This window comes from Caballeronia sp. INML3B (assembly GCF_023631305.1).
Taxonomy (GTDB): domain Bacteria; phylum Pseudomonadota; class Gammaproteobacteria; order Burkholderiales; family Burkholderiaceae; genus Caballeronia; species Caballeronia turbans.
Genome location: NZ_JALQDI010000040.1, coordinates 709,589 through 732,988 on the forward strand (window position 1 = coordinate 709,589; position 23,400 = coordinate 732,988).

18 protein-coding genes are annotated in these 23,400 nt (G+C 64.8%); 10 read left to right on the top strand and 8 right to left on the bottom strand.

The window, feature by feature from the left end:
• Positions 1–30 precede the first annotated feature (30 nt).
• A complete protein-coding gene (locus NCS58_RS19130) occupies positions 31–525 on the top strand; it encodes a hemerythrin domain-containing protein (RefSeq protein WP_061118076.1) in 495 nt (164 codons plus the stop codon).
• 97 nt (positions 526–622) lie between these two features.
• Positions 623–1,357, top strand: a complete 735-nt coding sequence (locus NCS58_RS19135; RefSeq protein ID WP_061118075.1) for a 2OG-Fe(II) oxygenase — start codon at positions 623–625, stop codon at positions 1,355–1,357.
• A gap of 9 nt (positions 1,358–1,366) precedes the next feature.
• Here the strand turns inward: NCS58_RS19135 and ribA are convergent, their stop codons facing one another.
• Together ribA and NCS58_RS19145 are read right to left on the bottom strand one after the other, a co-directional pair.
• Positions 1,367–2,035 (bottom strand): GTP cyclohydrolase II, encoded by a 669-nt coding sequence (ribA, locus tag NCS58_RS19140; protein ID WP_061118074.1) that lies wholly within the window; start codon positions 2,033–2,035, stop codon positions 1,367–1,369.
• A 195-nt stretch (positions 2,036–2,230) separates the two neighbouring features.
• Complete coding sequence (locus NCS58_RS19145) at positions 2,231–2,926, bottom strand: NADPH-dependent F420 reductase (protein WP_061118073.1); 696 nt, start codon at positions 2,924–2,926, stop codon at positions 2,231–2,233.
• A 212-nt stretch (positions 2,927–3,138) separates the two neighbouring features.
• On the opposite strand from NCS58_RS19145, the gene ahpC reads away from it, so the two are divergent.
• Together ahpC and ahpF are read left to right on the top strand one after the other, a co-directional pair.
• The gene (gene ahpC / locus NCS58_RS19150; protein ID WP_061118072.1) at positions 3,139–3,702 is read left to right on the top strand and encodes an alkyl hydroperoxide reductase subunit C; all 564 of its coding nucleotides are present in this window, start codon (positions 3,139–3,141) and stop codon (positions 3,700–3,702) included.
• A 147-nt stretch (positions 3,703–3,849) separates the two neighbouring features.
• Positions 3,850–5,436 carry an alkyl hydroperoxide reductase subunit F gene (gene ahpF / locus NCS58_RS19155; protein ID WP_061118071.1) on the top strand — a complete coding sequence of 529 codons (1,587 nt, stop codon included), beginning with the start codon at positions 3,850–3,852 and terminating at the stop codon, positions 5,434–5,436.
• Between the two features lie 55 nt (positions 5,437–5,491).
• On the opposite strand, the gene NCS58_RS19160 is transcribed toward ahpF, so the two are convergent.
• Positions 5,492–6,718 (bottom strand): sensor histidine kinase, encoded by a 1,227-nt coding sequence (locus tag NCS58_RS19160; RefSeq protein ID WP_061118070.1) that lies wholly within the window; start codon positions 6,716–6,718, stop codon positions 5,492–5,494.
• A 315-nt stretch (positions 6,719–7,033) separates the two neighbouring features.
• On the opposite strand from NCS58_RS19160, the gene tam reads away from it, so the two are divergent.
• On the top strand, positions 7,034–7,813 hold the full coding sequence (tam, locus tag NCS58_RS19165) for a trans-aconitate 2-methyltransferase (RefSeq protein WP_061118069.1): 780 nt from the start codon (positions 7,034–7,036) through the stop codon (positions 7,811–7,813).
• A 3-nt stretch (positions 7,814–7,816) separates the two neighbouring features.
• Here tam and NCS58_RS19170 read toward each other — a convergent pair whose 3' ends face one another.
• Positions 7,817–8,752 (bottom strand): LysR family transcriptional regulator, encoded by a 936-nt coding sequence (locus NCS58_RS19170; protein WP_061118068.1) that lies wholly within the window; start codon positions 8,750–8,752, stop codon positions 7,817–7,819.
• Between the two features lie 156 nt (positions 8,753–8,908).
• On the opposite strand from NCS58_RS19170, the gene NCS58_RS19175 reads away from it, so the two are divergent.
• The 3 genes from NCS58_RS19175 (at position 8,909) to NCS58_RS19185 (ending at position 14,416) form a co-directional block, all read left to right on the top strand.
• Entirely contained in the window at positions 8,909–10,492 is a 1,584-nt protein-coding gene (locus NCS58_RS19175) for an aldehyde dehydrogenase (NADP(+)) (protein WP_061118067.1), read from the top strand.
• A gap of 621 nt (positions 10,493–11,113) precedes the next feature.
• Positions 11,114–13,087, top strand: coding sequence for a zinc ribbon domain-containing protein (locus tag NCS58_RS19180; protein ID WP_250538854.1), 1,974 nt, complete (start codon positions 11,114–11,116; stop codon positions 13,085–13,087).
• A gap of 192 nt (positions 13,088–13,279) precedes the next feature.
• Complete coding sequence (locus NCS58_RS19185) at positions 13,280–14,416, top strand: TAXI family TRAP transporter solute-binding subunit (protein ID WP_086961029.1); 1,137 nt, start codon at positions 13,280–13,282, stop codon at positions 14,414–14,416.
• Between the two features lie 10 nt (positions 14,417–14,426).
• Here NCS58_RS19185 and NCS58_RS19190 read toward each other — a convergent pair whose 3' ends face one another.
• The 3 genes from NCS58_RS19190 to NCS58_RS19200 form a co-directional block, all read right to left on the bottom strand.
• Entirely contained in the window at positions 14,427–15,878 is a 1,452-nt protein-coding gene (locus NCS58_RS19190) for a PLP-dependent aminotransferase family protein (protein WP_061118065.1), read from the bottom strand.
• 97 nt (positions 15,879–15,975) lie between these two features.
• Positions 15,976–16,233: a helix-turn-helix domain-containing protein gene (locus tag NCS58_RS19195; protein WP_061118064.1), complete on the bottom strand. Its 258-nt coding sequence runs from the start codon at positions 16,231–16,233 to the stop codon at positions 15,976–15,978.
• A complete protein-coding gene (locus NCS58_RS19200) occupies positions 16,230–17,681 on the bottom strand; it encodes a PLP-dependent aminotransferase family protein (protein WP_061118063.1) in 1,452 nt (483 codons plus the stop codon). Before NCS58_RS19200 ends, NCS58_RS19195 begins: the two co-directional genes overlap by 4 nt.
• A 158-nt stretch (positions 17,682–17,839) precedes the next feature.
• On the opposite strand from NCS58_RS19200, the gene NCS58_RS19205 reads away from it, so the two are divergent.
• Together NCS58_RS19205 and NCS58_RS19210 are read left to right on the top strand one after the other, a co-directional pair.
• Positions 17,840–20,152, top strand: a complete 2,313-nt coding sequence (locus NCS58_RS19205; protein WP_061118062.1) for an FdhF/YdeP family oxidoreductase — start codon at positions 17,840–17,842, stop codon at positions 20,150–20,152.
• 31 nt (positions 20,153–20,183) lie between these two features.
• Entirely contained in the window at positions 20,184–20,435 is a 252-nt protein-coding gene (locus NCS58_RS19210; RefSeq protein WP_061118061.1) for a hypothetical protein, read from the top strand.
• 184 nt (positions 20,436–20,619) lie between these two features.
• On the opposite strand, the gene NCS58_RS19215 is transcribed toward NCS58_RS19210, so the two are convergent.
• Positions 20,620–23,358 (bottom strand): MGH1-like glycoside hydrolase domain-containing protein, encoded by a 2,739-nt coding sequence (locus tag NCS58_RS19215; protein ID WP_061118060.1) that lies wholly within the window; start codon positions 23,356–23,358, stop codon positions 20,620–20,622.
• Positions 23,359–23,400: the final 42 nt, after the last annotated feature.

The window sequence follows — 23,400 nt, forward strand, 5'->3', positions numbered from 1 at the left end:
GTCGAGAGAGCCCATTAAAGGAGAACCCACATGTCTGCCGCTCATACCCCGCGACCCATCGATGCGCTCGACGTGCTCGAAGCCGATCACCGCGCCATCGAACAACTGTTCGATGCGTTCGAGCGCGCGGAACGCAACGATTTCGAACGCAAGAACACGCTCGCCCAGCGCGCGTGCGAATTGCTCACGATCCACGCGATCGTCGAAGAAGAAATGCTGTATCCCGCCGCCCAGGAGGCGCTCGGCGCAGATCAGCGCATCGATGTGGACGAAGCCTACGTCGAGCATTTTCTGGTCAAGACGCTGATCGAACGGTTCGCGAGCCTGAAGGCGGGCGACGACGGTTTCGATGCGACTTTCAAGGTACTCAAGGAGAACGCGACGCATCACATCGAGGAAGAGGAAACGACGCTGTTCCCCGAAGTGCGCAGGACGCAAATGGATCTCGTCGCGCTCGGCGCGAGGATGGCGGCGCGCAAGGCCGCGTTGAAGGAGCGCATCGCGGAGACCGCGACGGCGCATTGAAGGCGCGTCGTTCCGAATTGCGCAGCAAGACCCGGAGTGCGTGCGCAGCGCGCGTGGCGCACACTGCAGGCAATTAACGCCCATCCGGAGAAACGACATGAAGGTGCTCGAACGCGCGACGGCAGACGATATCGGCGAACGCATCGACGCGCTCGACTGGGCCGATCTCGAAGCGCAACTCGATAGCTTCGGCTGCGCCACCGCGCCCGCGCTCTTTTCGCGCGACGAATGCGAGGCGCTCGCCGCGCTATACGATCGCGACGGCATCTTTCGCAGCCGCGTCGTGATGGAACGCCACGGCTTCGGGCGCGGCGAATACAAGTACTTCGCCTATCCGCTGCCCGAAACGCTGGAGCGCGCGCGCCGCGCGGTCTATCCGCATCTTGCGCCGATCGCCAATCGCTGGAATGAGGTGATGGGCGTCGAAACGCGCTATCCGCGCGAGCACGCCGCGTTCATCGAGCGCTGTCACCGCGCGGGGCAGACACGGCCGACGCCGCTCCTGCTACGTTACGTGCCCGGCGATTTCAACTGCCTGCATCAGGATCTCTACGGCGAGCACGTCTTTCCAATTCAGATGGCGGTCCTGCTTTCCGCGCCCGGCCGGGATTTCACCGGCGGCGAGTTCGTGATGACGGAGCAGCGTCCGAGAATGCAGTCACGTGTAGAAGCCGTGCCTCTTTCACAAGGCGATGCGGTGTTTTTCGCGGTGCATCATCGGCCGGTGCAGGGCACGCGCGGGCCGTACCGGGTGAACATGAAGCACGGCGTGAGCCGCCTGAGATCGGGGCGGCGGCATATGCTCGGCGTGATCTTTCACGACGCGCAGTGAGCGCAGGCGTTATTCGTTTTCGTCGAAGTAATGCCCGAAGCGCGCCTGCTTCGTCTTGATGTAGCGCTCGTTTTCCTCGCGCATCGGGATGGCGAGCGCGACGCGTTCGGACACGGGAATATCGTGCTTGAGCAGCGTGTCGAACTTCGACGGATTGTTGCTCATGAGGCGCACCGACTTCACGTTCATCGAGCGCAGGATCGCGGCGGCGGAATCGTATTCGCGGGCGTCGTCGGGCAGGCCGAGATGCAGGTTCGCATCGACGGTATCGAGCCCCTGCTCCTGCAGCGCATACGCGCGGATCTTGTTTGCGAGGCCGATGCCGCGCCCTTCATGGCCGCGCAGATACAGCAGGATGCCGCGATCCTCGGCGGCGATATAACGCAGCGCCAGATCGAGTTGCTCCCCGCAATCGCAGCGGTACGAGCCGAACACATCGCCGGTCACGCATTCGGAATGCAGGCGCGTCAGCACCGATTCGCCGTTGCTCACGTCGCCCATCACGAACGCGATGTGTTCGACATCCGTGTGCTTCACGCGATAGACGTAGGAATCGAAGGTGCCGTAGCGCGTCGGAATGGTGGCGGTCGCCACGAGTTCGACATCCGCGCACTCGTCGCACTCGCCGAAGCGGTGTTGCGGGTCCTGCACGTCCTGCGGGGGAGAAGCGGTTTTCATAGGTCAATCTGCGAGTCCACGACGCCGGACGCGGGCCCGATGGATCGTGCTCATCGCGCCAGCCCGGCTGGTCATGTTAAAGCCCATCGGGAAAGTTTGCAGATTGTCTCACGGCACGCGCCGCTTCCCCCGCTTTCCCGTACGGGCGTTCCGCTTATCGAACGCGTTCTCTCACTCCCGCTCTCACGCCCTCTGTCACGCCGGATTCTCGAAATTGCCGGGACTTCTATCCGTCGCGCGCCATTCGGGCTTGCGCACCGGGTCGGCCTTTTGCAGCGCAGCGCGCACGCCGGCTGCGTCGAAATCGCCGGTATAGACGGGCGTTGCGGGCTGCTGTCGCCATGAATCGTCGATTTCGCCTGCATCGACGGGATCGAAGCCGATTTCATCGACGAGCTTCATCACGACGGCTTTCGCCTTCGCGTCGTCGCCCGCGACCGGCAGCGCGATGCGCCCGGGCGTACCCGGAGGCTTGCCGCGATTGCGCAGATGATCCGCGTAGATATTGTTGAAGGCCTTCACGACCGGCCGCCCGATCTGCTGCTCGACCCAGCGGCTTTCCGGTGTGCCCTTCTCGATGCCATCGATACGACCGTCGCGCTGCTGCGGATAATAGTTGCCCGTGTCGATGACGACGACGCTCGCCGGCACGCCCGCAAACAGGTCTTTCGGCAGATTCGGCACTTTTGCCTGCGGAATCGTCACGACGACGACGTCCGCATCCTTCACCGCGTCGCGCGCTTGCACGGCCGTCGCACCGGTCTCGCGTTCGATGTCCGCGAGCGACGCCGGTCCGCGCGAATTGGCGATGCGCACGTCGTGGCCGTTCTCGCTGAACCGCAGCGCGAGCACGGAACCGATATTCCCGGCGCCGATAATTCCGATTTTCATACTGCCTCCTGGATAAAAGTGAAGCGACGAAGTGCCCTCGAGGAACCTGCAAGGGACGCGCGCAATCAGAATGCCTCATGCGGGAAAACGACAAATATGGCGCCGATAGCTCCGAGCTATCCCGACAATAAAATCAATCCACTTCGCAGGAGCGATAGTTTTCCTGTATAGTTCACCTACTTCTTCAACACCACTCCAAAAGGAACCTGGTAATGCCTATCATCAACAGCCAAGTCAAGCCGTTCAAAGCAACCGCCTATCACAATGGCGAATTCGTGACCGTCACCGATGAGAGCCTGAAGGGCAAGTGGTCGGTGTTCGTGTTCTACCCGGCCGACTTCACGTTCGTGTGCCCGACGGAACTGGGCGACCTGGCTGACCGCTACGAAGAATTCAAGAAGCTGGGCGTGGAAATCTACTCGGTCTCGACCGACACGCACTTCACGCACAAGGCATGGCACGACACGTCGGACACGATCCAGAAGATCAAGTACCCGATGGTGGCCGACCCGACGCTCGCGATCTCGCGCAACTTCGACGTGCTGATCGAGGAAGAAGGCCTGGCGCTGCGCGGCACGTTCGTGATCAATCCGGAAGGCGAGATCAAGCTGTGCGAAGTGCACGACAACGGCATCGGCCGTGACGCCGGCGAACTGCTCCGCAAGGTTCAGGCTGCTCAGTACATCGCGAAGAACCCGGGCCAGGTGTGCCCCGCCAAGTGGACGCCGGGCGCTGAAACGCTGACCCCGTCGCTGGACCTGATCGGCAAGATCTAAGTCTCGTTTTTTACGAGCGCTGCATCGGATCTGCCGCGGTTCAGCGGCAGGTTCACCCCTAAAGACGCCTTCGTCCGGCGCTGCGATAAACGCAGCGTCGCGGCGAGGTGCGTCTGCACCACCCAAAGTCAAGGAACGGACATCGCCATGCTCGACGCCAATCTCAAGAATCAATTAAAAGCGTATCTGGAAAAAGTCACCCGGCCGATCGAACTCGTCGCCTTCCTCGACGACGGCGACAAATCGCGCGAGCTGAAAAGCCTGCTCGGCGAAATCGCCTCGCTGTCGCACCAGATCAGCGTCGTCGAGAAAGAGGACGCCAGCGTGCGTCGTCCGTCCTTCACCATCGGCGAGGCGGGCAAGCCCGCGGGCATCCGGTTCGCCGGCATTCCGATGGGCCATGAATTCACGTCGCTCGTGCTTGCGCTTCTGCAAGCCGGCGGCCACCCGATCAAGCTCGACGACGCCACCATCGAGCAGATTCGCAATCTCGACGGCGACTACGCGTTCGAGACGTATTTCTCGCTGTCGTGCCAGAACTGCCCGGAAGTGGTGCAGGCGCTGAACGTGATGGCGATCATCAACCCGCGCATCAAGCACGTCGCGATCGACGGCGCGCTGTTCCAGAAGGAAGTGGAAGACCGCCAGGTCATGTCCGTGCCGATGATGTTCGTCAACGGCGACAGCTTCGGTTCAGGCCGCATGGGCGTAAAGGAAATCTTGGCGAAACTGGACACGGGTGCATCGGCGCGCGCGGCGAAGGAACTGGAAAACAAGCCGGTTTTCGACACGCTGATCGTCGGCGGCGGTCCCGCAGGCGCGGCGGCGGCGATTTATTCGGCGCGCAAGGGCATCGCGACGGGCGTCGTCGCGGAGCGCTTCGGCGGCCAGGTGCTCGACACGATGGCGATCGAAAACTTCGTCTCCGTGAAAGAGACCGAAGGACCGAAGTTCGCGACCGCGCTCGAAGAGCACGTGAAAAGCTATGAAGTCGACGTGATGGACGTGCAGCGCGCCGAAAAGCTCGTGCCGGGCCGCATCAACGAGATCCATCTGGCGAGCGGCGCGGTGCTGAAGGCGAAGACGGTGATTCTGTCGACCGGTGCGCGCTGGCGTGAGATCAACGTGCCGGGCGAGCGCGAGTATCGCGGCCGCGGCGTGGCGTACTGCCCGCACTGCGACGGCCCGCTCTTCAAGGGCAAGCGCGTCGCGGTGGTGGGCGGCGGGAATTCCGGCGTGGAAGCGGCGATCGATCTCGCGGGCATCGTCTCGGCGGTCACGCTGATCGAGTTCGGCAACGAGCTGCGCGCCGATGCAGTGCTGCAGAAGAAGCTGCGCAGCCTGTCGAACGTGACCATCGTCACGCAGGCGCAGACGACCGAAATCACCGGCGACGGCAAGAAAGTGAACGGCATCACGTACACGGAGCGCGCGACAGGTGTGAGCCAGCATGTCGAGCTGGAAGGCGTGTTCGTGCAGATCGGCCTCGTGCCGAACACCGAATGGCTGAAGGGCACGGTGGAACTGTCGAAGCACGGCGAGATCGTCGTCGACGCGAAGGGCGCGACCTCGCTGCCGGGCGTGTTCGCCGCCGGCGACGTGACGACGGTGCCGTACAAGCAAATCGTGATCGCGGCCGGCGACGGCGCGAAGGCATCGCTGTCGGCGTTCGATCATCTGATCCGCGCGTCGGTGGAAGACGAGGCAGTGGTCGAAGAAGAAGCGGCGGCCTGAGCGTAGCGGGCGTCGTAGTGACCGGAAGGCGGACGGGGCAACCCGTTCGCCTTTTTTATCTGGTTTGCGCGGGCTTCGGCTTCAGCACCATCGGGAACGTCACCTCGAACACGCTGCCGTGGCCTTTCGCCGACTGGAACCGCAACTCGCCTTCCAGTGTGCGCGACAATTCCTTGACGATCGCAAGCCCGAGTCCCGCGCCGGGAATGTCGTCATCGGCGGCGCGCTCGAATTCCTGGAACACGCGCTCCTGATCCGCCGCGCCGATGCCCACGCCCGTGTCGGCGACGCGCAGCTTCCATTGCTCATCGGGCGCCGCCGCGATCGCCAGGACGATCTCGCCCGACGACGTGTACTTGATCGCGTTCGTCAGCAGATTCAGCGCGACCTGCTTGACCTTCAGCCGGTTCGACGTCACCGCGCCGAGCGCCGGATCGAACTGGCCGATGAGCTTGAGCCCCTTCGCCTCGGTCGAGACGCGGCACGCCTGCATCAGTTCGTCGAACAGGCCGACGAGATCGAACGGCTCGACCGTGAACAGCGAATCGTCGCCGAGCACTTTCGAATATTCGACCATTTCGTCGACGAGCGTCGCCATGTCGGCGACCTGCCGGTTCGCGAGACCGAGCGCCGTATCGCGCTTCGCGGGCGAGCGCCCGGCGAGCTGCAGCGCCGTCGAAAACACGTTCAGGAAGTTGCGCAGATCGTGCGCGACGCGCCGCGCGATCTGCATGCGCGTCTCATAGAGATCGCCGATGAGTTTCTGCCGCAGCGTCAGTTCGTAGTTCGCGCGCTCCAGCATGCCGGTGTATTCGTCGATCTTGCGATCGCGCTCGCCAATCGCCTCGCGTATCGACGCGAGCGTGACGAAGCTCACCACCTCGTCGGTCATGAGGCGCGCGTGCTCCTCGTCGGCGCGGGACAAATCCTCGTGCGTGCTGGCGTACTCGCCGATCGCGAGCAGCAGCGCCTGACGGAACAGATCGAGCTCGCGCACGAGTTCGTCCACACGATAGCCCTGCTGCCAGCGCCATTGCCCGTGCTGGCGCGCGTCGCGCTCGATCGCGCCTTCCTGGTCGCGCAGATTGCGCGATTCCAGCACGACGCAGATTTCCTCGAAGATGCTCGGCAGATGATCCGCGAGCTGCCGGTAGGTGAGTTGATCGGAATGTTCGACTTCCTGATCGCCGAACACGAGCTTCATCCATCGCTCGGTGAGTGCGTGTTGTTGCTCGCGCAGCGCGGCAACGAGACCCTTCAAGCCGACCGACGTGTCGTTCATCTGCGAGCCCCCGATTGCTTAAGGCGCCGGAGGACGGCGCGCGGTGATCGTGATATGCAGTCGAAAGCACGTCCCGGTGTCGCCCGCGGCCGCACGCGAATGCTTCGCCAGTATAGGCGCGATGCCCGCGCCGATGGTGCATATCCCAGTCTTCCCTTGAACTTTCCGAGACTTTCCCTGAAGCCTCGATCGGGCACTGGATTCAGTGTTCCTTTCAAATTCCGCCACGAGGTTTCGGCACGCATACGATCGACAGATCGGCTGGAACGTGCAGAATTGCGCCTGTTCCCTTCACACAATCGACCGGAGCCCGATATGACGACATCCTCGGCCGACTGGCAGGCCCGCCAGTACACGCTCTTCGAAGCGGAGCGCACGCGCCCCGTGCGGGACCTCCTGAACGCGACGCAGGCAAAGGCGGCGCGCACGGCGGTGGATCTCGGCTGCGGCCCCGGCAACTCGACCGAAACGCTTGTCGACTACGCGCCGCACGCGCGCGTCGTCGGCGTCGATAATTCCAGCGACATGATCGAGTCGGCGAGAAAGCGCCTCCGGGACGTCGAATTCGAACTCGCCGATATTTCCGCGTGGCAGGGCGAAGGCCCGTTCGATCTGATCCTCGCGAACGCGTCGCTGCAGTGGGTGCCCGATCACGAGACGGTGTTTCCATCGCTCGTCGGCAAATTGTCGAAGGGCGGCCAGTTGGCCGTGCAGATGCCGGACAACCTCGACGAGCCCGCGCATCGGCTGATGCGCGAAACCGCCGCCGACGGTCCGTGGCGCGACAAGCTGAAAGGCGTGGAACGCACCGCGCGCTATCGGGCGGATGCGTATTACTCGCTGCTCAAACCGCATTGCGCGGGCGTCGACGTGTGGCGCACCACGTACCATCACCCGCTCGCGGGCGGCGTCGATGCTGTCATCGAATGGTTCAAGGGCAGCGGGCTGCGGCCGTTCCTCGCAAAGCTCGATGCACAGGAAACGACCGCGTTCCTCGAGCGCTATCGCGCCGGGCTGGAAGCGGCCTACGCGGTGCTCGACGACGGCACGGTGCTGCTGCCCTTCCCGCGCATCTTCATCGTCGCGACGCGCTGAATCTCAATGCGGCCGGCTCTGCTCGCGCAGCATCTGCACGAACTGGCGCGCGGCCGGCGAGAGTTCCCCGCCCTTGCGCGTGACGATGCCGTAGGTCTGCGACTTCGATTTCATGCGCACCGGGAGGATGCGCAGCATGCCGTGACGCTCGAAAACCTTCGCGACGCTTGCCGGCAGGATCGACACGAGTTCCGGGCTCTCCTGCAGCAGCGTCACGGTCATGAGCGGCGAGGCGGTAGAAATCGGGTTTGACGGCATCGGCAGGCCGGCGAGATCGAGCTCGCGCTCGAGCAGCGCGCTCATCGGCATGTAGCTCGGATAGGTGACCCAGCGGTAACGGGCGAGATCCGCGAAACGGACGTCCTCTTCGCCCGTGCGCTCGTGAGCGTGGCCGACGACGATGCAAAGCGGCTCGTCCGCGAGCGGCTGATAGTGATATTTCGACGGCTGATCCGACACGCTCGACCTGCCGATCACGAGATCGACGCGGCCGTCGTCGAGCATCGGCAGCATGCGCGCACTTGTATCCTCGACGATCTCGATGGCGAGATCGGGGTGCCTCGCGTGCATCTCATTGACGATCGGCGCGACGACGCCCGGCACCGCGCCCATGATCGTGCCGACCGTCAGGCGCCCGCCCGTGCCCGCGCGGATTTGCGCGACTTCCTGGCACAGCGCGTTCAGATCGGCGGCCAGCACGCGCGCGTAGCGCACCACGCAGCGGCCGAACGGATTCGGAATCAGTCCGCTCTTCGCGCGCTCGAAGAGCGGCGCCTCCAGCATCGATTCGAGTTCGGCGAGCGCCTTGCTCGCGGCGGATTGCGTCATCGCCATTGCGCTCGACGCCTTGTGCAGCGATTTGTGGTCGTCCAGCGCGATCAGCAACTGCAACTGCTTCATGCGCAGCCGCGACATCAATACATCGAGCGTGTTCTTCATTCGTCGGCCTGCGGGAGCGCGCGAGGTGATTCCTAAAAGCGATCAAGCGATGGAGAGGTTTCAGTATACGAGCCACGCGCAACGCCGTATAGTCGGGCATGAGGCAGTCATCGTACAACTGGCCGCCACGATCATTCAAAGGAAGGACGAGACAACATGCAACTCACTGGCAACCTGCTCATCGGTCAGCAATCGGTTTTCGGCTCGAACGGCTCGATCAAGGCCGTCAACGCGTCGACCGGCGCGGCCATCGAACCGGCTTTCGGCGGCGCGACGCTCGCCGATCTCGACCGCGCGTGCGCCCTCGCATGGGCCGCGTTCGACGTTTATCGCGAAACCGCGCCCGAGGCGCGCGCGAAGTTTCTTGAAACGATCGCGCAGAACATCCTCGAGATCGGCGACGACCTGATCGAGCGCTGCATGATCGAAAGCGGCCTGCCGCGTGCGCGCCTCGAAGGCGAGCGCGGCCGCACGGTCGGCCAGTTGCGCATGTTCGCGGACGTGGTCCGCAACGGCGACTTCCTCGGCGTGCGCATCGATCCCGCGCAGCCCGAGCGCAAGCCGCTGCCGCGCGTCGATCTGCGCCTGCGCCACATCGGCGTCGGCCCGGTCGCCGTGTTCGGCGCGAGCAACTTCCCGCTCGCATTCTCGGTCGCGGGCGGCGATACGGCTTCGGCACTCGCAGCCGGCTGCCCCGTCATCGTCAAGGCGCACTCGGCGCATCCTGGCACGGCGGAGCTGGTCGGCCGCGCGGTGCAAAAAGCGGTGAAAGATTGCGGCATGCCCGAAGGCACGTTCTCGCTCCTGTTCGACAGCGGCCGTGACGTCGGCCAGGGCCTCGTCAAGGACAACCGCATCAAGGCGGCCGGCTTCACCGGCTCGCGCGGCGGCGGCACGGCGCTGATGAAACTCGCGGCAGCCCGCACCGAGCCGATTCCCGTCTACGCGGAAATGAGCAGCATCAACCCGGTTCTGCTGTTCCCGGCGGCGCTCAAGAACCGCGGCGAAGCCATTGCCAAGGCGTTCGTGGGTTCGCTCGTGCTCGGCGCGGGCCAGTTCTGCACGAATCCAGGCCTGGTGCTTGCCGTCGACGGTCCGGATCTCGACAAGTTCATCGCGGCGGCGTCAGCAGCGCTTTCGGAAACCGCCGCGCAGACGATGCTCACGCCGGGCATCTGCAAGACCTATCAGGGCGCCGTCGAGCGCGCCGCCGAACATGCGGGCGTGACGACCGCCGCGCGCGGCGTCGAGGCGAAAGGCGAGAATCAGGGCCAGTCGGCGCTGTTCGTCACCACCGCCGACGCGTTCCGCGCAAGCCACGAACTGCAGGAAGAGATCTTCGGCGCGTCGTCCCTCGTCGTGCGTTGCCCGGATCTCGCAACCATGCTGGATCTGGTCGAATCGCTGGAAGGCCAGTTGACCTCGGCGCTGCACATCGACGAGGCGGACTACGCCGATGCAAAGCGCGTCCTGCCCGCGCTCGAACGCCGCACCGGCCGTCTGCTGGTGAACGGCTTCGGCACCGGCGTGGAAGTCGGCCACGCGATGGTTCACGGCGGCCCGTTCCCGTCCACGGCCGATGGCCGCTCGACCTCCGTCGGCAGCCTCGCGATCAACCGCTTCCTGCGTCCGGTGAGCTATCAGGATCTGCCTGACGCGCTCCTGCCCGACGCATTGAAGACGGACAATCCGCTCGGCCTGAACCGCCGCATCGACGGCAAGCTGCAACTGGCCGAGTAAGGCTTCGGCTTCCGGTCAGCCTGACGAGGGCCGCGGCGCGACATTCGCGTCGCGGCCTTCGTCGTTTGCGGACTCTGCGGATTTTTTCGCAATACTTCGGATCGCTTATCAATGGCTTATCGGCATCCGTCGATTCGATCAAATCGTGTTTAAACGCCCGGCGTGGGCGCGGAACAACGCTTCGGCGAGCGCGGGAAACGCTTTGGCATCAGTGGGTTATCCGGCCATCGCGCGGCCTTGTCGGCTAACGGCTAAGGATTGGCGGTTCAAAACCGCCGGCGCGATCCCAAAATGTCAGAAATATCGTGAGCGAGAGAAGCGAGACGCTTTGCGCGGCCCGGTCAGGCGTCGCATGCGCCAGACGGCCTACGAGGCACGACACAATGGTGTAGTCGCTTAAGTCGTGGGGGCCGGAAATAGGTGCGAAAGGCAATTGACGTCCGATAGCGCTTGAACCATAGTCGGAATTCGTTCCCGCCGGCGCGCATGGCGCGCGGTGAGAGAATACGAAGGATTGCTGTTGCGGGACTGCGTTCCTGCGTACAGGCGCGACGACCCGGCGCGCATTGGCGGCCACGCGATTTTGGCAACCTCACGCACATGTCCTTCGAGGGCTCCAGCATGACCACGCGTCTGACGTTCCCCGCATCCATGTTCTCCGTCGTCTGCCAGCGGTGCGGCAGCACGGTGCGCAAAAACGCCGACAGTTGCCCCAATTGCGGCGCCGACCGCAACGCCGCGTTCGGCCAGCAGCGCGAGACCGCCTCGGGCAAGCCGCGCAAGAATGTTTTCGAAGAAGCGGCCGCGCCGCTCGCATCGGCATCGGCATCGGCATCGGCATCGGCATCGGCGTCTTCTGCGATCGGCTCCGATGGCACCGAGCGTGTCGAGCCGGGCCTGCGCCCTCGCTGGACCGAGCGCGCGAGCGAGCGCATCGCTCAGAAGGCGGCGGAATATCGCGCGCGCCGCGCCGAGGAGTCGGCACGCAACGCCTATGCCGACTCCGGCAACGATCCCGATGCCCTGCCCGGCTCCGAGCGCTGGAACACGAAGAAGACGGTCATTGCGAGCGCATGCGGGCTCGTACTGCTGCTCGGCGCCATGTTCTATTACCAGCTCGGCGATTCCGACGGCGGCGGCACGCCGTCAGCCGATCACAGCGTCTCGGGCGCGATCGACTCCAAGGTCGGTTCGCTCATGCGCGGCGCGACGGACGCGCCGGCTGCCGCCGAACATCGCGTCCTGGCCGATGCGCGCGCACTCACCTCCGGCGATACGCTGCAAGGCGTACGCGCCGCGCTGGATCAACACGATCTCGCTACCGCCCGCGCGCGCCTCAGAGTTCTTCCGGCGCAGCAACAGGCGCGTGCGGACTACGAAAGCCTGAAAGACGAACTGGTCAAGCGTGAAGCGCAGCGTGACGCCGCGTTGCAGCTCGCACGCGCCTGCGAGCGGACCTCGGCGTGGGCCTGCGTGCAGCAGAACGCGGGCGAGGCACTCGCGCTCGACGGCAGCAACATGGAATCCCAGACCATGCTCGAACGCGTGGTCTCCCACGCGGGATGGCTCGCGCCGACGGCAGCGGCGGCGCTCGCCAAAAAGGTGCCGGGCACGACGCCACCGCCGGCCGCCGCGAATACGCCCGACGCGACGAACACGGCAGCGGCCGCCGCCCCGCCCGCGCCGCTTCCCGCACAGGCAAACGTTGCAGCGGGCGCGCCAACGACGAAGCCGAACATCTTCGCGCAGCGCCCCCCCGTGGAGCGGCGTGCGGGTCAACGCAGCGCCGCCGCGCGCCAGACCGACGACGAAGCCGCCTACGAATCCCGTGCCGAGAAGATCGCGCGTGCTCAGGCGGCCACCGCCGCGATCACCGCGATGACGATCGCACCGCCCGCCGCGCCTACCGTCGCCACGACGATGACAAAGCCCGCGCCCGCCGCGCAAGCGCCCACGCAGGCGGCCGCGCCCGCGCCCTCGGCGCAGGCGACGACGCAGGCCGCTGCGCCCGCGCCATCGCAGCCGGCGGCGAGAACCGCTCCGGCTCCCGTCACGCAGGCGGCGCGCACGCCCTACTATCTCGGCGACGAAGACGCGCAGCCGTCCGCCGCGGCGAGCCCGCGTTCCGCAAATCCGCGCGCGCCCTACTATCTCGGCGATGAGCCGCCCGCGCAGGCCGCTCGCCCGGCCAATCCGCGTGGCGCGTATTACCTCGGTGAAGATCCGCCGCAACCTTCGGCGCCGGCCGCGCGGGCCGCCGTGCCGCGGCCGCCGCAATCCGGCAACCAGAGCAGCGCGCTGCCGCCTTCCGCGGCAACGATGCAAGCCGCCGTGCCGCGCCCGCCCGCGGCCGCAGCAGCGCAACCCGTCACGCAGACTCCGGCGGTGCAGCGCGTCCTGCCGGCCGTGGGCCAGCCCGTCGCGCAGACGAACGCGTCGCCGCGCGGCACGCAGGCGAGCGCCAGCGCGTCGCCCCAGTTCGCCACCGCGCCGGCGGGTTCGCGTCTGGACTCCGACAAGTCCGAGGAGCTCGAGCGCGCCATCAAGCAATACGGCTGGAGCGGCGGCGACCCGGCTTCGAAGCCGTCGCGCTGAAAAAACCGAAAGAACGACCCAAGTACAAGAACACGCAGAGACAACAACCACGCACGGCAAGCACGCGGACCCGCACCTTTGCGCCGAGCCGCATGTGAGTGACCGGGCATGAGCGAATTGCGCGCTTCGCTGACGAGATCCGCGTCGCGCGAGTTTCAAAAGCACCCGTCCAACTACGATCAAGGGTCAATCATGTTCACCACAAAAAGCATGCGCAACGCCGCACGGGGTGCGCTCGCGCTCCTTGCCATCGCCGGGCTGATCGGCGCGGGGTCGAGCTTCGCCGCCGATCCGATCCCCTACAAGATCACGACGGGTCAGGAACGCGGCACGTATATCCAGATCGGCCAGGACTTGTCGAAGTATGTGGCCGAACCGGCGGGCATCGAGCTGGAAGTGCTGCCGTCGAAGGGATCGGCTGAAAACGTGCAGCGCATGCGCTACGAGCCCGGCGTGAAGTTCGCGCTCGTGCAGTCGGACGTGTATCAGGCGTACATGGACATGGCGACCTCCGGCAATGCAGACGCGGGCAAGATCATCAAGCCGTTGCGGCTCATCATGCCGCTCTATGACGAGGAGATTTACTTCGTGACGCGCGCGGACTCGCCGATGAAGTTCATCCACGAGATCAAGGGCAAGAACATCAGCGTCGGGCCGATCGGCAGCGGCACGGCGCAATCGGCCGAGACGCTGTATCGGCTGATGTTCGGCGAGCCGATCGCCGATGCGAACGAGCAGCATCTCAACAACGAGGATTCGCTCGCGCGGCTGATCGTCGGCAAGATCGACGTGGCGGTGATCGTCGCGGGCCAGCCGGCGAAGCTCTTTCAGGACATGAATCCCGAACTGCTGAAACAGATCAAGCTGCTGCGCCTCGATTCCAGCGCGCCCGAAACCGCGCGCGCGAAGCAGACCTATTTCCCCGCGACGATCCGCACGTCGAGCTATCCGAACTGGATTCAGGAAGACACGCCGACGCTCACCGTGAAGGCCTTCCTCGTGACCTACGACTATGGCTTGCGCGGCACGGTCGGCGCGCTGTCGAAATTCGCGGATTCGCTGTGCACGAACTTCGACACGCTGCAGGCCAACGGCCATCCGAAGTGGAAACAGGTGCACCTCGAACTGCCGCCGCTCACGCGCGGCTGGAAGTACTATCCGCCGATGGAGAAGCACCTGCGCGCGTGCATCGCGCAGCGCACGGCGGCGGAGCAATCGCAGGCGCCGGCGCGCAGGGTCGCCGCGCGCGACGCGGAAGCGGCCGCGCAGAAGCCCAAGAAGGCGAGTTGCAGCGCACAGGAAAAGCTCTTGCTGCTGTGCGATCAGTGATGCCGCGAAGCTAGCGGGCGAGCGTCGGCATGAGCGCGGCGAGGCGCTTCATGCCGCGTTCGATCGCCGCGGCGTCCGTTCCGCCATAGCCGAGCAGCACGCCTTGTTGCGCCGGCTCGCCCGCGTAGAACGCGCGGATTCCATACAGCCCGACCGACACCGCGCGCGCCGCCGCGACCACATCGTCCTCTCGCAGCGATCCGGCAAGCCGCGCGACGAGATGGATGCCCGCCGTCGACGGCAGCGGCTCGAACCAGGGCGCAAGCTCGTCGCTCAGGCTGTCGATCAGGATCGCGCGGCGTTGTGCGTACGCCTTGTGCATGCGGCGCAGGTGCTTCGCGTATTCGCCGTCGAGCATGAACGCGCCGAGCGCCGTTTGCGTCAGCATGCAGCTGTGCCAGTCGCAGGTTTGCTTCGCGTTCCAGATCGGTTCGGACAGCGTCGCGGGCGGCACGACGTAGCCGAGCCGCAAATCGGGAAAGAGCGTCTTCGAAAACGTGCCCACATACGCGACCAGTCCCGCCCGATCCAGACTTTTCAGCGATTCCACCGGCCTGCCCTCGAAGCGGAACTCGCCGTCGTAGTCGTCCTCGACGATCACCGCGCCGCGCTTCGCGGCCCACTCGAGCAATTCGACGCGCCGGTCGAGACTCATCGGCATGCCGAGCGGAAACTGGTGCGACGGTGTCACGTAGACGAGCCGGGTATTGCGCGGCAGCTTTTTCACGACGATGCCCTCGCCATCGACCGGCACATGCGCGATCCGTGCGCCGAGCGCCGCGAACAGCGCACGCGCCGGCGGATAGCCGGGTTCCTCGAGCGCGACGACATCGCCCGGCTGGATCGTGACGCGCGCGAGCAGATCGAGCGCCTGCTGCGCGCCCTGCGTGACGATCACGTCCTGCCAGTTGCACGCGACCGCGCGGCTGAACCCGAGATAACGCGCGATGCCGAGCCGCAGTTCCTGTTCACCGCCCGGGTCGCGATAGCCCGCCACGCCGCCGTCCGCGCGCGCCTGCGTGCGCAAAGCCTGATAGAGGCAGCGCCGCCACGCCTCGTAGGGAAAGAGCGATTTGTCGGTCACGCCGCCCTTGAAATCGCAGTCGAGCGTTTCGTGGGCGGGCGGCATCGGCATCGCCATGCGTTCGGGCATCTTGCGCCAGATGCCGGTCGCACGGGCGCGGGCCGAGACCGGTTCGGCCTGCGCGGAGGGCAGGCGCGTGAGACCATCGGCGACAAACGTGCCGTCGCCCGCGCGCGTGCGCAGATAACCTTCGGCGATGAGCCGCTCGAAGACGTCGAGCGTGGTCTTGCGCGAAACGCCGAGCTGCACGGCGAGATCGCGCGTGGACGGCAACCGCGTGTTCGCGGCCAGCCGGCCTTCGACGATGCCCGCGCGCAGTTGGCCGTAGATCTGGCCGGTGAGATCGCGACGGCCGTGCAGGGTGATGTGAATGTCCAAGGGCAGCAGCGACCGACATGACTACAGTTGATTGGCACCCGTACGCCCGGATCATCGGGCGGGAAGTGCTTAAGCGTAGCGCCTTTTGACAGTTCGCCTAGCTTCCGAATACCGTCTGACACAAAGACTCGCCCTCCGCGCTCAGCGAGGCGCTTCCCGTCCCTTCCTCGCTTACCTGCATATCGACGAGGCCGCTTTCCGCGAGCCCCGTCAACTGCCGCCGCAACGTGCTCATCGGCAAGCCCGCCTGTTTCGCGAGCTTGGCGAACGACCACGCGCGCCCGGGCGTTTCCGTGCGCGCACGCCACAACTGCGCCAGCACGGCGACGAGCGCCGGATCGATGTCATCGCTCATGCGCGTTCTCCCATGTTCCTATGCCTGCCCGCGCGCGCGCCGATCTCGCCGACGAGCTCGCCGAGCCGCTGCAAGGCGGCCTCGCTCTGCGCGGTCCACGGATAACTGTAGTTGAGCCGGATGAAGTGACTGAAGGCGTTGCGCGTCGAGAACATATAACCCGGCCCGACCGTGATGCCGCAGTCGAGCGCCGCGCGATACAGCACCATCGAATCGACGCGTTCCGGCAATTCGACCCACAGCACGTAGCCGCCCTGCGGCGCGGACGTCCGCGTGCCCGGCGGAAAGAAGCGCTCGACCATCGCGCTCATGATGCGCGACTGCTGCCGATACAGCCTGCGCACGCGTCGCAGATGCCGGTCGTAGCCGTCCTGCCGCAAATAATCCGCGATCGCGACCTGCGGCACGGAGGGCGTCGTCAGCGTGTTGAGGAACTTGAGCTTTTCGACCTGCGCCCGATACCGGCCCGGCATCGCCCAGCCGATGCGGTACGACGCCGTCAGGCTCTTCGAAAACGATGCGCAATGCAGCACGAGGCCTTTGGTATCGAAATTCTTCAGCGTCGACGGGCGTGCATCGCCGTAATACAGCTCGTGATACACGTCGTTTTCGATAACTGGAATCTCGTGCGCCGACAGCAGATCGACCAGTTGACGTTTGCGTTCGTCGGGCATCTGGAAGCCGAGCGGATTCTGGAAGTTGGGCATCACCATGCACGCGGCGATCTTGCCGCGCCCGATGATCTGCGAGAGTGCTTCGATGTCGATGCCATCGGCCGGATGCGTGGGCACTTCAATCGCGCGCATGCCGAGACGCTCGATCGCGTGCAGCATCGCGTAATAAGTCGGGGACTCCACCGCCACCGTGTCGCCCGGCTTCGCGACGGCCTGCAGGCTCAGGTTGATCGCCTCCGTCGCGCCGACGGTAATGACGATTTCGTCCGGATCGACCGGCACGCCATTTTCCGCGTAACGCCGCGCGATCTGGCGGATCAGTTCCGGATTGCCCGGCGGCAGATCGTCGATGAGATTCCAGCTCGAATGCCGACGCGCGATCGCGTTCGCGTACTGGTTGATGCGTCGCCACGGAAACGGCGCGGGATCGGGATACGGCGAGCCGAACGGCACGGCGTCGTGGGCGCCGATGCTGCGCAGTGTCGAGAGCACGAGCCGGCTGACATCGACTTCGGATGCCGTTGCGATCACGCGCTTCGGCTGGCTGTGCGCCGCGCCCGCCTGCGGCTTCGCGCGCACGAAGTAGCCTGACTGCGGGCGCGTCTCCAGAATGCCGCGGCTTTCGAGAATGGCGTAGGCGTGCAGCACCGTCTTGATGCTCACGCCGTGCTGCTGGCTCGCCTGCCGTACGGACGCGATCTTCTCGCCCGGCGTGAATACGCCGCGGCGAACGGCTTCCTCGATTTCATCGGCGAGCTTCTCGTAGAGCTTCAACGCGCGCGCTCCCTTTTCGTTTTATTTCGGATGTGACGTGCAGTCTAGGTCAAAACGCCGCAACTGTACTCCTCGTATTTCATATTTTCTGTGCGCCGCGCGCGGTTCGGGCCACAGTAATCTTGGTGTCGTCGCTTGCCTGATCGAAAACGAACGCCATGAAGAAGCCGGAACCACGCATTGAACCGTACACGCATCCCGCCGCAGGCTGGGGCGCGTTGAAGCAGGTCGCCATTAACCTCGTCAAGGAGAAGGTGGCGGGCGGAAACTATCGGACGCTCTTCAAGCAGAATCAGCCCGACGGTTTCGATTGCCCCGGCTGCGCGTGGCCGGACCGCGAGCACGGCTCGACCTTCGAATTCTGCGAGAACGGCGTCAAGGCCGTCGCAGCCGAAGCGACGAGCAAGCGCGTGACGCCGGCCTTTTTTGAGGCGCACACCGTCTCCGCGCTGATGGCGCAATCCGATTACGAGCTGGAGCAGCACGGCCGGCTCACGGACCCGCTCGTCTATGACGCAAAGCGCGATCGCTACGTGCCGATCGAATGGGACGACGCGTTCGAACTGATCGCCTCGCACCTGAAAAAGCTCGACGATCCGGACCGCGCCGCGTTCTACACGTCGGGCCGCGCGAGCAATGAAGCCGCGTTTCTGTATCAATTGTTCGTGCGCATGTACGGCACCAACAACTTCCCCGATTGCTCGAACATGTGCCACGAAGCGACGAGCCGCGGCTTGCCGCATACCGTGGGCATCGGCAAGGGCACCGTCACGCTCGACGACTTCGAGCACGCCGACACGCTCCTGCTCTTCGGCCAGAACCCGGCGACGAATCATCCGCGCATGCTCGGCGAGTTGCGCGACTGCGCGAAACGCGGCGCGACCATCGTGTCGATCAACCCGCTGAAGGAGCGCGGCCTCGAACGCTTCGCGAGTCCGCAGCACACGCTCGACATGCTCTCGCCGAAGGGCGTGAAGATCAGCTCGGTGTTCATCCGACCGAAAGTCGGCGGCGACTTCGCGCTCATCAAGGGCGTCGCGAAGCGCGTGATCGAACTGGACGACGAGGCCCGCGCGAGCGGCGGCGAACGCGTGCTCGATGTCGATTTCATCGCGCAGCACACGGTCGGCTTCGACGCGTTCGCCGACGACCTGCGCGCCGAGCGCTGGGACGCAATCCTCGAAGAATCCGGCGTGCAAATGGACGATCTGCTCAAGCTCGCCGATATCTACGGGAAAGGCCGCGCCGTCATCGCGACGTGGGGCATGGGCCTCACGCAGCACAAGAACTCCGTGCCGACGATTCAACTGCTCTCGAACCTCATGATGATGCGCGGGAACATCGGCCGGCGCGGCGCGGGGCTATGCCCGGTGCGCGGCCATTCGAACGTGCAGGGCGACCGCACCGTGGGCATCGAGGAAAAGCCGACGCAGGCGTTTCTCGACCGGCTCGGCGCCGCCTACGATTTCGAACCGCCGCGCGAGCACGGCTACGACGTCGTCGAAACTATTCACGCGATGCTCGAAGGCAAGGTGAAGGTGTTCATCGGACTGGGCGGGAATTTCTCCATCGCGACGCCCGACACGCCGCGCACCTGGGAAGCGATGCGCTCGTGCGATCTCACCGTGCACATCACGACGAAGCTCAACCGCAGCCATCTCGTGCACGGCCGCGACGCGCTCATTCTGCCGACGCTCGGCCGGACGGAAATCGATCTTCAGAACGGCGTGCCGCAAGGCGTGAGCGTCGAGGATTCGATGAGCATGGTGCACATCTCATACGGCATGAACAAGCCGGCCTCGCAGAATCTGCTTTCCGAAGTGGCGATCGTCGCGCGCATGGCGCATGCGGCGCTCGGCTCGGAGAAGGTCGACTGGCGCGCGCATGCAGCCGACTATGCGTTGATCCGCGACGGCATCGAGAAAGTGCTCGATGGCTTCGAGCGTTACAACGAACGTCTGAAGCAGCCCGGCGGCTTCCATCTGGGCGTGGCCTCGCGGGACCGCGTCTGGAACACGCCGAGCGGCAAGGCCCAGTTCATCGTGCACGAGATTGCATTCGACACGCCGATCCACCGTGCCCGTGCGCTGTACGGCGAGCGCCTGATGACACTCATGACGACGCGCTCCCACGATCAATACAACACGACGATCTACGGCCTCGACGACCGGTATCGCGGCGTGTACGGACAGCGGCACGTGCTGTTTGCCAACCGCGACGACATCGACATGCTCGGCTTCGAGCCGGGCGAACTCGTGGATATCACGAGCGTCTGGGACGACGGCGTCGAGCGCCGCGTAAACGGCTTCACACTCGTGGAATACGACATTCCGCGCGGTTGCCTCGGTGCGTACTATCCGGAGACCAACCCGCTCGTGCCGTTGTCATCGGTCGCGGATGGCGCCGGTACGCCGACGTCGAAGTCCATTCCCGTGTTGCTGACGTCCGCCAGTCGGGCCATTGCTGCCTGAAACTGCTCGCGGGCGACATGTTGCAGAGCGCGTGAAGACGCGCCTTCTGACGATGACGGATGCGACGTTCGAGCGCGGCCGCGCCGCTGAACCGGCGATCGACGAATGCGCCCAGCATGGCAAGGATCGCGACCCACGCAATCCATCCGGCGGCGAAACTCTCGAACTGGTGGCTGAACCATGCGCCGCCCAGCATGGCGGCGGCGAAGACCAGCATGACCAGCATGAGCGGCGGACAATGCTCGTGTTCGATATGGGAGCTGTTGCAGGCTCCCATGCCTAACTGGTAGCCGCTCAAGGAATACGCGCCGATGGAGTGATTCATTCCGATGTCCGAACTGTCGTCGATTAGTGTTTGCACCAATCTACGCAGTCGGAGAGATCTACAACACCAGATTACTCCGAACCTCTGTTGCAGCGTTCCACGTGATTGACTTTCGTGAAAACGCGGAAAACGCGGCGGCGCGCTACTTCGCCCCGGCGAACTCCTGAATGTCGGCATCGGCTTCGCCCGCGAGCGGCACGACGCCGGACGGCCCCGTCGCATGCGGCTGCAACAGCAGCGCGACCAGTCCGCTCCAGCCTGTCTGATGCGATGCGCCCACGCCGCGCCCGTTGTCACCGTGAAAATATTCGTGAAAGAGCACGAGATCGCGTGAGCGCGGATCGGCCTGAAGCAACGGATACGCGGCCATCACGGGACGTTCGCTGTTCCTGTCGAGCAAAAAGAGCGTGGTCACGCGGCGCGCGAGTTCATCGGCGATCTGCGCGAGGGAGAACTTCTGACCCGAGCCCGTCGGATACTCGACGCGGAAATCGTCGCCGTAATAGCGATGGAACTCGTGGATCGATTCGATCAGCAGATAGTTCACCGGCATCCACACCGGACCGCGCCAGTTCGAATTGCCGCCGAACACCCGCGAGTCCGATTCCGCCGGCAGATAGCGGATGCTGAAGCTCTCGCTGTTGTGATAGAAGACGAACGGGTTGTCGAGATGCACGCGCGACAGCGCGCGCACACCGTGATCGGAGAGAAACTCGGTTTCGTCGAGCATACGTCGGAGCAACGCCTTCATGCGATGCCCGCGCAACAGCGAGAGCAGCACACTGTTGCCCTGCCCGGCGACGTTCCAGCGCGACACGAGCCGCGCGAGGTCGGTGCGATGTTCGAGGAACCAGTGCAGCCGCTCGCGCAACTCGGGCAGCGAGCGATACACCTTCGGCTCCAGCACGTGCACGGCGAAGAGCGGAATCAGCCCGACGATCGAGCGGATGCGCATCGGCACGGCGGACCCGTCCGGCAGACGCAGCTTGTCGTAGAAGAACTCGTCTTCGCTGTCCCAGAGACCGGTATCGCAGTTGTCCTCGCAGCTCACCGCCTCCGCGATATACAGGAAGTGCTCGAAGAACTTCACCGCGATATCGACGAACACCTTGTTTGCATACGCGAGTTCCAGCGCGATGCGCATGAGGTCGAGCGCATACGCGGCCATCCAAGCGGTGCCGTCGGCCTGATCGATGTGGCCGCCCGTCGGCAGCGGCGACGAGCGATCGAAGATGCCCACGTTGTCCAGCCCGAGAAAGCCGCCTTGAAAGACGTTCTTGCCCTCGGCGTCCTTGCGGTTGACCCACCACGAGAAGTTCAGCAGCAGCTTGTGGAACACGAGTTCCAGAAAATCGCGGTCGCCACGGCCGGTGATCGCGCGGTCGATCTCGTAGACGCGCCACGTCGCCCAGGCATGCACGGGCGGGTTCGCGTCGCTGAAAGCCCATTCGTAGGCGGGCAACTGGCCGTTCGGATGCTGATAGCGGTCCTTCACGAGCAGGAGCAACTGGCGTTTCGCGAACTCCGGATCGATCAGCGCGAACGCGGCGGCATGAAACGCAAGGTCCCACGACGCGTACCAGGGGTATTCCCATTTGTCCGGCATCGACACGATGTCCGCGTTGCACAGATGCCGCCAGTCCGCATTGCGTCCCGAGCGGCGCTGCTTCGGCGGCTTCGGCTGGAGCGGATCGCCGTCGAGCCAGCGCGTCACGTCGAATTGATAGTACTGCTTCGACCACAGCATGCCCGCGAGCGCCTGGCGCTGCACGAGCCGCTGATCGGCATCGGCGATATCGTGTTGCAGCGCGCCGTAGAATTCGTCCGCTTCCGCGAGGCGGCGCGCGAAGAGTCCTTCGACGTCGAGCGGCACGGCGTCCGGAGCCGACTCGGGGCGCCAGCGCATATACACCACGGCGGTGCCGTGCGGCTCCAGTTCGAGATGAGCATGCGCGGCGGCGCGCGTGCCGGTGTCGCGGCGAATCGCGCCTTCGTCGCCTTGCACGATGTAATCGTTGAAGCCGTCCTTGAACGGCCCCTCGCCTGCCATGTGAAAAAGACGCCTGACGTTGGTCTCGTTTTCGCAGAAGAGCCATTCGATGTCCGCGGCATCCGGCGACCATGCGGTGACGACCATCGGCTCGTGATTGCCCTGTTGCGCGAGCACGTACGTGCCCTCGCCCGGCACCGTTTCCACTTTCAGCGACGGCCTGACCGGCGTCGGCTTCCACGACCACGTATTGCGCGCCCAGATCTGCGGCAGCACGTCGAGCGCAGCGGAGACGTCGCCGCGATTCTCGATCGTCACGCGCATCAGGATGTCGTCGGTCGTGTGTTTGGCGTATTCGACCTGCACGTCGAAGTAACGCCCGTCGTCGAATACGCCGGTGTCGAGCACTTCGTACTCGGGCATGTCGGCGCCGCGCCGCGCGTTTTCATCGACGAGATCGGCGTATGGAAACGCCGCATGCGGATACTTGTAGAGCATGCGCATGTAGGAATGCGTCGGCGTGCCGTCGATGTAGAAGTACAGCTCCTTCACGTCCTCGCCGTGATTGCCCTCCTGGTTCGTCAGACCGAAGAGCCGCTCCTTGATGATCGGATCGCAGCCGTTCCAGAGCGCGAGCGAAATACACCAGTTGAGCTTGTCGTCGCCGAAGCCGGCGAGACCGTCCTCGCCCCAGCGATACGTGCGGCTGCGCGCATGATCGTGCGGAAAGTATTCCCACGCGGTGCCGAACTCGCTGTAGTCCTCGCGCACCGTGCCCCACTGGCGCTCGCTCAGATACGGCCCCCAGCGCTGCCAGCGCGGGCATTCCTGCGAATGGAGCCTCGAACCCTCGACGGTATCGATCTGATTGACGGGGCGCGATTTCGGCATGGGCCTCTCCTCGTTGGCGGCGTGCGAAGCCGCGGGCAAGAC

Coding starts and splice junctions, on each gene's coding strand:
- ahpF (WP_061118071.1), top strand. CDS start 3,850: ATGCTCGACGCCAATCTCAAGAATCAATTAAAAGCGTATCTGGAAAAA.
- NCS58_RS19160 (WP_061118070.1), bottom strand. CDS start 6,718: ATGAACGACACGTCGGTCGGCTTGAAGGGTCTCGTTGCCGCGCTGCGC.
- tam (WP_061118069.1), top strand. CDS start 7,034: ATGACGACATCCTCGGCCGACTGGCAGGCCCGCCAGTACACGCTCTTC.
- NCS58_RS19175 (WP_061118067.1), top strand. CDS start 8,909: ATGCAACTCACTGGCAACCTGCTCATCGGTCAGCAATCGGTTTTCGGC.
- NCS58_RS19130 (WP_061118076.1), top strand. CDS start 31: ATGTCTGCCGCTCATACCCCGCGACCCATCGATGCGCTCGACGTGCTC.
- NCS58_RS19180 (WP_250538854.1), top strand. CDS start 11,114: ATGACCACGCGTCTGACGTTCCCCGCATCCATGTTCTCCGTCGTCTGC.
- ribA (WP_061118074.1), bottom strand. CDS start 2,035: ATGAAAACCGCTTCTCCCCCGCAGGACGTGCAGGACCCGCAACACCGC.
- NCS58_RS19195 (WP_061118064.1), bottom strand. CDS start 16,233: ATGAGCGATGACATCGATCCGGCGCTCGTCGCCGTGCTGGCGCAGTTG.
- NCS58_RS19135 (WP_061118075.1), top strand. CDS start 623: ATGAAGGTGCTCGAACGCGCGACGGCAGACGATATCGGCGAACGCATC.
- NCS58_RS19205 (WP_061118062.1), top strand. CDS start 17,840: ATGAAGAAGCCGGAACCACGCATTGAACCGTACACGCATCCCGCCGCA.
- NCS58_RS19215 (WP_061118060.1), bottom strand. CDS start 23,358: ATGCCGAAATCGCGCCCCGTCAATCAGATCGATACCGTCGAGGGTTCG.
- NCS58_RS19185 (WP_086961029.1), top strand. CDS start 13,280: ATGTTCACCACAAAAAGCATGCGCAACGCCGCACGGGGTGCGCTCGCG.
- NCS58_RS19170 (WP_061118068.1), bottom strand. CDS start 8,752: ATGAAGAACACGCTCGATGTATTGATGTCGCGGCTGCGCATGAAGCAG.
- NCS58_RS19145 (WP_061118073.1), bottom strand. CDS start 2,926: ATGAAAATCGGAATTATCGGCGCCGGGAATATCGGTTCCGTGCTCGCG.
- ahpC (WP_061118072.1), top strand. CDS start 3,139: ATGCCTATCATCAACAGCCAAGTCAAGCCGTTCAAAGCAACCGCCTAT.